Here is a 7,057-nt window from a genome sequence, read left to right as displayed (position 1 = left end):
CGCCCGACGGTGGCGTCCCGCAACCCGTCGGCACCGCCCCGCCGCGCGACGGCCGGCCGCCGGAAGTCGCGCCCCTCTTCGAACAGCCCGGCGTGCTCACCCCCCGCGGCCGCACCGTGCTCGAACCGTCCCTGCAATACGGCTACTCCTCGAGCAACCGCGTCGCCCTGGTCGGCTACACCATCATCCCCGCCCTGCTGATCGGCCTGATCGACGTCCGCGAGGTCAAGCGCAACACCACCACCGCCGCCCTCACCCTGCGGCGCGGCCTGACCAACCGCCTGGAAGTGGAAGCCCGCGTCCCGTACGTCTACCGCAGCGACCAAACCGTCAGCCGCGAGCTGTTCACCGGCACCGCCACCGAACGGGCCTTCGAAACCAGCGGCCGCCATATCGGCGACGTCGAACTGGCCGCCCGCTACCAGCTAAACATCCCCGGCCCCGAAGGCCCCTTCTATGTCGCCGGACTGCGCATCAAATCCCGCACCGGCCGCGACCCGTTCGAGGTCACCACCGACTGCCAGACCCGCTGCGTCGGCGAGAACGTCACCGGCACCGGCCTGCCGCTCGAACTGCCGACCGGCTCCGGCTTCTACTCGATCCAGCCCAACGTCACCGCCCTGTTTGCCGCCGACCCCGCCGTCTTCTTCGGCAGCGTCAGCTACCTGCACAACATCACGCGCCACAACGTGCGCCGCCTGATCCTGAATGGCGAACGGGAGACCCTGGGCGACGTCAAGCCTGGCGACGTCCTCGGCTTCAACTTCGGCATCGGCCTCGCCCTGAACGACAAGACCACCTTCTCGATCGGCTACGACCACAACTCCGTGGCGCACACCGAGCAGAACGGGCAGACGGTCCCCGGTTCCGTGCGCACGCAACTGGGCACCCTGCTGATCGGCTATTCGTACCGCCTGTCGGACAAGAAGACGCTGAACGTGTCCGTCGGCGCCGGCCTCACCCGCGACACCCCGGACGTCACCTTGACGGTCCGCGTGCCGTTTAGCTTCTGAAAAACAAAAAACCCGGGCCGCCGCCTTGGCGCACCCGGGTCTCAATCGGAGAAAGAGAAAGGGAGATCTCAGTGCCGGAACACGTCCGCCCCTTTGGGAATGGTGAACGCGAATGCATTGGCCGCGATCGCCGGATTCTTCTCGAACTTGGCAAACTTCAGCACCGAGGTCTGCCCGAACGCGTCCTTCAGCTCCATCGCCTCCGGCACGCCGTTGCGCAGCCCGATGGCCACGCTCGCAAACGCCGAGTCCTTGGCCTTGGGCGTCGCGTTCAGCCACTCCAGCCCGTCGCGCGTGCCGCCCTCGGCCAAGGTGAAGTTCTTCTCCAGGTCATTCGAGCCGAACAGGATCGCCGCCGGCGACGAGCCCAGCGCATCGCCCAGCTTGCGCACCGTGACCTGGTTCAGGTCCTTGTCGTACACATACAGCTGCTCGCCGTCGGCCTGCAGCACCTGCTCGTACGGCTTCTGGTAGGTCCAGATGAACTTGCCCGGCCGCGCGAACACGAAGGTGCCGGACGACGGTCCAGCCGACTTCGGCGCCTTCGCACCCGGCTTGCCCACCTGCTGCTGGGTGAACTCGCCGCGCGCCGACTTGGTGGAGGCCACGAAGGCCTTGAACTGGTCGAGCGCCGCCGCCTGCGCCGCGCCCGCCAGGGCCAGCGCGGCCGCCAGCGCCGCTGCTTTTACGAAAACTCGCATGTCACTCCCGAAAACGATATTGAAGGCTTCAACCGGCGGCGCTTGAACCGCGGCTTACTCCGCGCTCGCCGCCGGCACCAGGATGTCCCGGTTGCCGTTCGACTGCATCGCGGAGACCACTCCGCTCTGCTCCATTTGTTCCAGCAGGCGCGCCGCCCGGTTGTAGCCGATGCGCAGATGGCGCTGCACCAGCGAGATCGACGCCCGGCGGTGCTTGAGCACAACCTGCACCGCCTGGTCGTACATGGCATCCGACTCGCCGTCGCCGCCCCCGCCACCGGCGCCCGCGATGGCCCCGTCGCCCGCGCCGCCCTCTTCCAGCGTGCCGCCCTCCAGGATGCCCTCCACATAGTTGGGCTCGCCCTGGGCCTGCAAGTGTTTCACAACGCGGTGCACCTCGTCGTCCGATACGAACGCCCCGTGCACCCGCACCGGCAGCCCCGTCCCCGGCGGCATGAACAGCATGTCGCCCATGCCCAGCAGCGTCTCCGCGCCCATCTGGTCCAGGATGGTGCGCGAGTCGATCTTCGACGACACCTGGAACGCGATGCGGGTCGGGATGTTCGCCTTGATCAGGCCGGTGATCACGTCCACCGACGGCCGCTGCGTCGCCAGGATCAGGTGGATACCCGCCGCCCGCGCCTTCTGGGCGATGCGGGCGATCAGTTCTTCCACCTTCTTCCCGACCACCATCATCAGGTCGGCCAGCTCGTCAATAACAATGACGATGGTCGGCAATTTTTCAAGGGGCTCCGGCGCATCCGGCGTCAGCGAGAACGGATTCGGGATGTGCTCCTCGCGCTTGGCCGCGTCCGCGATCTTCGCGTTGTAGCCCGCCAGGTTACGCACCCCGAGCTTGGACATCAGCTTGTAGCGCCGCTCCATCTCGTTGACCGCCCAATTCAGCGCATGTCCCGCCTGCCGCATGTCCGTCACCACCGGCGCCAGCAGGTGCGGGATGCCCTCGTAGACGGACATTTCCAGCATCTTCGGGTCGATCAGGATCAGCCGCACGTCGGCCGGGTCGGACTTGTACAGCAGCGACAGGATGGTCGCGTTGATACCCACGGACTTACCGGAACCGGTGGTACCCGCCACCAGCAGGTGGGGCATCTTCGCCAGGTCCGCAATGACCGGCTTGCCCGCGATGTCTTTACCGAGCGCCACCGTCAGGTTGGACGACGAATCGTTGTACACCTTCGAGCCGACGATCTCGGTCAGCCGCACGATCTGCCGCTTCGGATTCGGCAGCTCCAGCGCCATGTAGTTTTTGCCCGGGATGGTCTCCACCACCCGGATCGAGGTCAGTGACAGCGAGCGGGCCAGGTCGCGCGACAGGTTCACGATCTGCGAGCCCTTCACGCCCGTGGCCGGCTCGATCTCGTAGCGCGTCACCACCGGGCCCGGGTAGGCCGCCACCACGGTCGCTTCCACCCCAAAGTCGGACAGCTTCTTCTCGATCAGGCGCGAGGTGAATTCCAGCGTCTCCGGCGCGATGGTTTCCTGGGCCGGCGGCGGCTCGTCCAGCAGCGCCAGCGGCGGCAGTTTCGAGTCGCCCGGCAGATCCTGGAACAGGGTCGCCTGCTTCTCCTTCTGCACCCGCTCGGACTTGACCACCTCCACCACCGGCGCCTCGATCTTGACCGGCGGCGCCGCGACCGGATGCTTCTCCACGTGCTTGGCGCGCTCCTGCACCACCACCTCTTCGCGCTTGGACACCGCCACCTCGCCCTGGCGCCGGTCCTCCCGGTCCTCCATGCGCAGCCTGACCCAGTCGATCGCCAGCTCGATGCCCTCGCCGATGCGCTCCGCCACATTCATCCAGGAGACCTGGAAGAACAGCGAAAAGCCCAGCCCGAACAGCAGCAGCAGGAACATGGTCCCGCCCGTAAAGCCCAGCATTACGTCCGCCGTGCCGCCAATCAGCTCGCCCAGCACCCCGCCCGGCCGCGGCCGCGGCAGCTGCACCTTCAGCGACCACATGCGTAAGAATTCCAGTCCCATGCTGCCGGCGAACAGCAGGCCGAAGCCGATCCAGCGGATGATCGGCTCCTGCTCGTGCTCGGGCGTGTCTTCGGTATCGAGAATGAATTTGTTGGTCAGCGACCGGTAGCCCTTCCACACCAGCCGCAGGAAGCAGATGCACCACCACCAGGCCGAGAAGCCGAACACGAACAGCATCAGGTCGGCCAGCCAGGCGCCCGCGCGCCCGCCCATGTTGTGCACTTTGGGCACCAGCACGTCGTGCGACCAGCCGGGGTCGGCCTTGTCATAGGTCGCCAGGATCATCACGAAATAGACGAAGGCCGCGAACAGCGCGATCCAGCGCGCCTCGGACAGCAGGCGCACCAGGCGGTTCGGCAGCGGCTGCCGGAGCTGGGAATTGCGGACGTTACCCTGGTTGGTCGATGGACTGGCTTTAGGCATTCTGATGCAACTTTGATACGAGAGCCGGACACGTGCTGCATGCCCGACAGGCAATGTTGGCCATTCTAAGCCATATACGGCGGCATGAACCACATCATTCATGCCTGATCGCATCATCGCTTATAATCTGGGCCGCACTTGATCTGGCCGGAAACGGCCCCAGTTTCCCTGCATATCTGAACGGACCTCCCCCATGACCACGAAAAAACACGCCCGCGTCCTCATCATTGGTTCTGGCCCGGCTGGCTACAGCGCCGCCGTCTATGCCGCGCGCGCCAACCTGCAGCCGATGCTGGTGACCGGCGTCGAACAGGGTGGCCAGCTGATGACGACCACGGACGTGGAAAACTGGCCGGGCGACCCGATGGGGGTGCAGGGGCCGGACCTGATGCAGCGCCTGCTGCAGCATGCCGAGCGCTTCAAGACCGAGATCGTGTTCGACCACATCCACACCGCGCACCTGAACGAAAAGCCGATCCGCCTGCAGGGCGACTCGCATGAATACACCTGCGACGCGCTGATCATCGCCACCGGCGCCTCCGCCCAATACCTGGGCCTGGAATCGGAACAGGCCTTCATGGGCCGCGGCGTGTCCGCCTGCGCCACCTGCGACGGCTTCTTCTACCGCAACCAGGAAGTGGCCGTGGTCGGCGGCGGCAACACCGCCGTCGAGGAAGCCCTGTACCTGGCCGGCATCGCCTCGAAAGTGACGATCATCCACCGCCGCGACAAGTTCCGCGCCGAGCCGATCCTGATCGACCGCCTGAAAGCCAAGGCCGCCGAAGGCAAGATCGTCATCGAATACGACCACGTGCTGGACGAAGTCCTGGGCGACCAGAGCGGCGTCACCTCGATCCGCCTGAAGTCGACCACCGGCGACGCCACCAAGACCATCGACGTGCACGGCCTGTTCATCGCCATCGGCCACAAGCCGAACACCAGCCTGTTCGAAGGCCAGCTGGACATGCACAACGGCTACATCAAGACCAAGTCCGGGCTGGAAGGCATGGCCACCGCCACCAACATTCCGGGCGTGTTTGCCGCCGGCGACGTGCAGGACCATATTTACCGCCAGGCCATCACCAGCGCCGGCACCGGCTGCATGGCCGCCCTCGACGCCCAGCGCTACCTGGAAGCGCTGGAAGACTAACGCTTCCCGAGTTGTGAAGGACCGATGCCCAGCCTGAAGGATTTTGCCAGCCTCAAGAACTTGCGCGACCAGCTCGCCGAGGAGGAAAAGGCACGGGCCATCGAGAAAGCCGAGCGCGAGCAGGCTGAGCGTGAAGCCCAGGCCGCCGCGCAGGCTGATGCGAACGCCTTCCGCGGCGCCCTGCGCGACGTGGTCCAGCTGCCGCCCTCCGACCGGTATGTCCCCAACATGCCGCGCGCCTTCAGCGTCAAGCCGCCGCCCAAGCCCCTGACGCCGGAGGAAGAGGTCGCCGCTGTCCTGCGCGAATCCCTCTCCGACGAATTCGACGTCGACCACCTGCTCGAAGACGACCCCAGCACCAGCTTCCTGCGCCACGGCATCGGCACCGACGTCCTGAAGCGCCTGCGCCGCGGTTATTGGCAAGTCGAGGACGAGCTCGACCTGCACGGCATGCGCCGCGACAAAGCCCGTGACGAGCTCGGCCTGTTCCTGCGGCATGCCAGCCAGCGCCGCTTCCGCTGCGTCTGCGTCATCCACGGCAAGGGGTATGGCAGCGCCGGCGGCGAGCCGGTCCTGCGCAGCATGGTGCACAGCTGGCTGGAGCAGAAGAAGGAGGTGATCGCCTTCTGCGCCGCCAAGATTGACGAGCGCAGCCACGGCGCCCTGATCGTCCTCCTCCGCTCCGCCCTCAAATACAAAGACGGCTGACCCGCCTCGGAATTCAAGTAACATCCCCAGCCGAACATTCCACACCGGGGACGTACCCCGGCGTACAGGCGTAGGAATTTTCGCGGCAGCCTCAACTGAATATTCCACACCGGGGACGTACCCCGGCGTACAAGCGTAGGAATCCTCGCACCAGCCTCAGCTGAACATTCCACACCGGGGACGTACGCGCCGCGCCTCGGCCCGGACTAGAGGGGTAGGAATGTTGGAGGCGCGCGGAGCGGCATGTTATCGTTCTGCCATGACGCTCATTAAGTTCATCGAGATTATGGCGATCCTGGTCGGCGCCTTCTCCGGTTTCATCGAGGCGCGCCGCAAACGGATGGATCTCGTGGGCGTCTTCACCGTCGCCTTCATGACGGCCTTCGGCGGCGGCACCATGCGCGACCTCCTGCTCGACAAGCGCCCCCTGTTCTGGGTCACCCACCAGGAATACGCGATCCTGATCTTCGTGCTCGCCCTGATCGCCGCGCCCCTGATCCGCACCCTGCGCCAGATCGTCTCCGAACGCCTGATCGTCATCGCCGACGCCGTCGGCCTGGGCCTGTTCTCGATCGCCGGCGTGGCCTCCGCGCTGGACGCGCACATGCCCCTCTTCATCGCATCGATGATGGGCGTGATCACCGGGATCTTCGGAGGCGTCCTACGGGACATCGTCTGTAACGAAGTCCCCATGGTCTTCCGCGACGGGAAGCCCTACGCCATCTGCGCCTTCCTGGGCAGCTGGATGTACCTCATCATGCGCAAGTACCACATGGGCCACGACCTGGCCCTCTGGACCAGCGCCGTCTTCATCACCACCTTGCGCCTGGTGACGTGGAAGTTCGACATGCGCGTCGGCCGCAGCTAGGCGGCGCTCCCGAGCGCACCACAGCACACTTACACCGCGTCCGGCCCCGTCTCCCCGGTACGGATGCGGATCACCTGCTCCACGTTCTGCACGAAGATCTTGCCGTCCCCGATCTTGCCGGTGCGCGCGGACTTGATGATGGCATCGACCACTTGGTCCGCCACCCCGTCATCGACCACCACCTCGATCT

Annotated in this window: 7 protein-coding genes; 4 read left to right on the top strand and 3 right to left on the bottom strand. The window is 65.8% G+C overall.

What is annotated here, in order from left to right; all coding sequences use genetic code 11:
* Nucleotides 1–1,013, top strand: a 1,013-nt coding sequence (locus tag E4L96_RS14055) for an acetate kinase (protein ID WP_135207854.1), incomplete at its 5' end; no start/stop codon positions are given.
* A 68-nt stretch (nucleotides 1,014–1,081) separates the two neighbouring features.
* Here E4L96_RS14055 and lolA read toward each other — a convergent pair.
* A complete protein-coding gene (lolA, locus tag E4L96_RS14050) occupies nucleotides 1,082–1,714 on the bottom strand; it encodes an outer membrane lipoprotein chaperone LolA (RefSeq protein ID WP_135207853.1) in 633 nt (210 codons plus the stop codon).
* A gap of 54 nt (nucleotides 1,715–1,768) precedes the next feature.
* On the bottom strand, nucleotides 1,769–4,141 hold the full coding sequence (locus E4L96_RS14045; RefSeq protein WP_135207852.1) for a DNA translocase FtsK: 2,373 nt from the start codon (nucleotides 4,139–4,141) through the stop codon (nucleotides 1,769–1,771).
* A gap of 193 nt (nucleotides 4,142–4,334) precedes the next feature.
* On the opposite strand from E4L96_RS14045, the gene trxB reads away from it, so the two are divergent.
* The 3 genes from trxB (at nucleotide 4,335) to E4L96_RS14030 (ending at nucleotide 6,867) form a co-directional block, all read left to right on the top strand.
* Entirely contained in the window at nucleotides 4,335–5,291 is a 957-nt protein-coding gene (trxB, locus tag E4L96_RS14040) for a thioredoxin-disulfide reductase (protein ID WP_135207851.1), read from the top strand.
* Nucleotides 5,292–5,315: 24 nt separating this feature from the next.
* Nucleotides 5,316–5,999, top strand: a complete 684-nt coding sequence (locus E4L96_RS14035; protein WP_135207850.1) for a Smr/MutS family protein — start codon at nucleotides 5,316–5,318, stop codon at nucleotides 5,997–5,999.
* A 259-nt stretch (nucleotides 6,000–6,258) separates the two neighbouring features.
* On the top strand, nucleotides 6,259–6,867 hold the full coding sequence (locus tag E4L96_RS14030) for a trimeric intracellular cation channel family protein (RefSeq protein WP_135207849.1): 609 nt from the start codon (nucleotides 6,259–6,261) through the stop codon (nucleotides 6,865–6,867).
* Between the two features lie 29 nt (nucleotides 6,868–6,896).
* On the opposite strand, the gene E4L96_RS14025 is transcribed toward E4L96_RS14030, so the two are convergent.
* Nucleotides 6,897–7,057 (bottom strand): P-II family nitrogen regulator (locus E4L96_RS14025; protein WP_135207848.1); only part of this gene is annotated, 161 nt, incomplete at its 5' end.

It is taken from the genome of Zemynaea arenosa (assembly GCF_004614185.1).
Classification (GTDB): domain Bacteria; phylum Pseudomonadota; class Gammaproteobacteria; order Burkholderiales; family Burkholderiaceae_D; genus Telluria; species Telluria arenosa.
The sequence above is the reverse complement of the archived record's forward strand: the minus strand, read 5'-3'. Positions and strand labels throughout refer to the sequence as shown.

Bases quoted from the DNA above. Each gene is read 5' to 3' on its own strand.
- trxB (WP_135207851.1), top strand. From the start codon at position 4,335: ATGACCACGAAAAAACACGCCCGCGTCCTCATCATTGGTTCTGGCCCG.
- E4L96_RS14030 (WP_135207849.1), top strand. From the start codon at position 6,259: ATGACGCTCATTAAGTTCATCGAGATTATGGCGATCCTGGTCGGCGCC.
- E4L96_RS14035 (WP_135207850.1), top strand. From the start codon at position 5,316: ATGCCCAGCCTGAAGGATTTTGCCAGCCTCAAGAACTTGCGCGACCAG.
- E4L96_RS14045 (WP_135207852.1), bottom strand. From the start codon at position 4,141: ATGCCTAAAGCCAGTCCATCGACCAACCAGGGTAACGTCCGCAATTCC.
- lolA (WP_135207853.1), bottom strand. From the start codon at position 1,714: ATGCGAGTTTTCGTAAAAGCAGCGGCGCTGGCGGCCGCGCTGGCCCTG.